Origin of the sequence: Streptomyces sp. CBMA156, assembly GCF_014596515.1 — a bacterium.
Lineage (GTDB): Bacteria > Actinomycetota > Actinomycetes > Streptomycetales > Streptomycetaceae > Kitasatospora.
The window spans coordinates 1-2,100 of the sequence record NZ_MSJQ01000224.1 but is presented as its reverse complement, the minus strand read 5'-3'; the positions used below and the strand labels follow the sequence as shown (position 1 = coordinate 2,100).

Here is a 2,100-nt window from a genome sequence, read left to right as displayed (position 1 = left end):
CGTTGGCGGGGCGTGCCGTCCGGGCCGGTGACGACGACGGCGCTGAGCGCGTCCGCCTCGGCCACGGCCTGCCTCAGCGCCTGCTCGAACCGGTCCTCGTCGAGCGGGCCGGTGATCTCGACGGCGTCGCCGGTGTTGTAGACCGGGCTGGCCGGGTCGAGCGCCTGGGCGTACCAGATGGCGGCCTGGGCGGCGAGCAGGGGGATGTCGTCGGTCTGGCTGTCGGCGATCTGGGTTTCGACGGCAGGCATGGGGTGGAGAGCTCCTCGGGGATCCGGAACGCCTTACTTAGGTTAGCCTAATCTAACTTCATATGATCTGGTCAACGGCCTCGCACGGCCGGGCCCCTGACACCCCGGAGGCGCCCCATGTCCCCGACCGAGCCGCTGCCGCAGGGCACCGGACCCACCGCCGCCAAGGAGGCCGTGCGCACGCGCGTCCTCGCCCTGCGGACGGAACTGCTCGCGCTCAGCCGGCGCATCCACGCCCACCCCGAGACCGCCTTCGAGGAACACCTGGCGGCCGCCTGGTGCACCGAACTGCTGCGCGGGCACGGCTACTCGGTCACCGCGCCCGCACACGGCCTGGCCACCGCGTTCGACGCGCGCCTCGGCAGCGGTCCGGTCACCGTCGCCCTGGTCTGCGAGTACGACGCGCTGCCCGGGCTCGGCCATGCCTGCGGGCACAACCTGATCGCCGCCGCCGGGATCGGCGCGGCCCTCGGGCTCGCCCCGTACGCGGACGAACTCGGGCTCACCGTACGGGTGATCGGCGCGCCGGCCGAGGAGCGCGGGGCCGGCAAGGCCCTGCTGCTGGAGGCCGGGGCGTTCGACGGGGTGGACGCCGCGATGATGGTCCACCCCTGCCCGGTCGAGGTCGCCGACTTCCGCTCCTTCGCCCTCGGCACCCTGTCCGTCCGCTACACCGGGCGGGCCGCCCACCCGAGCCTCGACCCGCACCGGGGACGCAACGCCGCCGACGCGCTCACCGTCGCCCAGGTCGCGATCGGGCTGCTGCGCCAGCAACTCCCCCCGCAGTGGCGGGTGCACGGCATCACCACGGCGGCCGGGACGGCGCCGAACCTGATACCGGACAGCGCGAGCGCCGAGTACGAGATCCGGGCCTCGGCGGCCGAGGACCTCGCCGAACTGCGCTCCCGGGTCGAGGACTGCTTCCGCGCCGGGGCACTCGCCACCGGGTGCGAGGTGGAACTGACCCGGCCCGAGCCTGACTACCTGGACATGCGCTCCGACCCCCGGCTGCTGGCCCTGTGGCGGGCCAACGCGGCGGCGCTCGGCCGGCCGGAGCCGGTCGAGAGCGGACCCTTCGCCTGTACGGACATGGGGAACGTGTCGCACGCGGTGCCGTCGATCCATCCGGTGCTGGACATCACGGGCGGCACCTGTGCTCCGCACGAGGCGGCGTTCGCCGAGGCGGCGCTGGGCGCGGAGGCGGAGCGGGCGGTGCTGGACGGCGCGGTGGCGATGGCCTGGACGGCGGTGGACCTGACGGCGGGCGAGGCGGCGGGCCAAGCAGCGGGCCGGGCGGCGGCCGAGCCGCGCTGACCGGCACTGACCGGCGGGTGACGGCCGACAACTTTCAGCAGACAGATGATGAAATCTGTTCGCTGAAAGTTGTCACTTGAAACCCGGCCCTCACCCGCCGAGCAGCGCCCCGGGCGCGACCCGTACCGCCGTCACGCCCAGCTCCCGCACCAGCGCCCCGACCTCGCCCTCCTGCCACGGATCGGCGAGCACCACCGCGGCACCCGTCCGCAGCGGCCACAGGTACTCCCAGAGCGGCAGGCCCAGGTGCAGCACCCGGTCGCCCGGACCGAGCGGGTGGTCCGCCTGGAGCTCGCGCACCCGGCGGTCCGCCTCGGCATGGGTGAGCCGGACGGCGGTCGGGCGCCCGCCCGGGCCGTACCCGACGCAGAGCAGGTGCTGCGGGTGGCGTCAGCGCCCTGGGCGGGTCGGTGGGCAGCTCGCCCGCCGTCTCCAGCCCGTCGAGCGCCCCCGGCACCCCCTCCCCCAGCACGCAGACCGGAGCGTTCTCCGCGAGCAGCCGCTCCCGCCGCCCCGGGGTGTCGGCCGGGTCCAG

At 75.0% G+C, this 2,100-nt stretch carries 3 protein-coding genes; 1 reads left to right on the top strand and 2 read right to left on the bottom strand.

Annotation, left to right across the window (positions count from 1 at the left end; all coding sequences use genetic code 11):
- Positions 1 to 251 (bottom strand): condensation domain-containing protein (locus BU198_RS18535; RefSeq protein ID WP_188297977.1); only part of this gene is annotated, 251 nt, incomplete at its 3' end.
- A 117-nt stretch (positions 252 to 368) separates the two neighbouring features.
- Here BU198_RS18535 and BU198_RS18530 point away from each other — a divergent pair.
- Positions 369 to 1,565, top strand: coding sequence for an amidohydrolase (locus BU198_RS18530; protein WP_188297976.1), 1,197 nt, complete (start codon positions 369 to 371; stop codon positions 1,563 to 1,565).
- A gap of 90 nt (positions 1,566 to 1,655) precedes the next feature.
- Here the strand turns inward: BU198_RS18530 and BU198_RS18525 are convergent, their stop codons facing one another.
- The gene (locus tag BU198_RS18525; protein WP_188297975.1) at positions 1,656 to 1,865 is read right to left on the bottom strand and encodes a hypothetical protein; all 210 of its coding nucleotides are present in this window, start codon (positions 1,863 to 1,865) and stop codon (positions 1,656 to 1,658) included.
- Positions 1,866 to 2,100 lie beyond the last annotated feature (235 nt).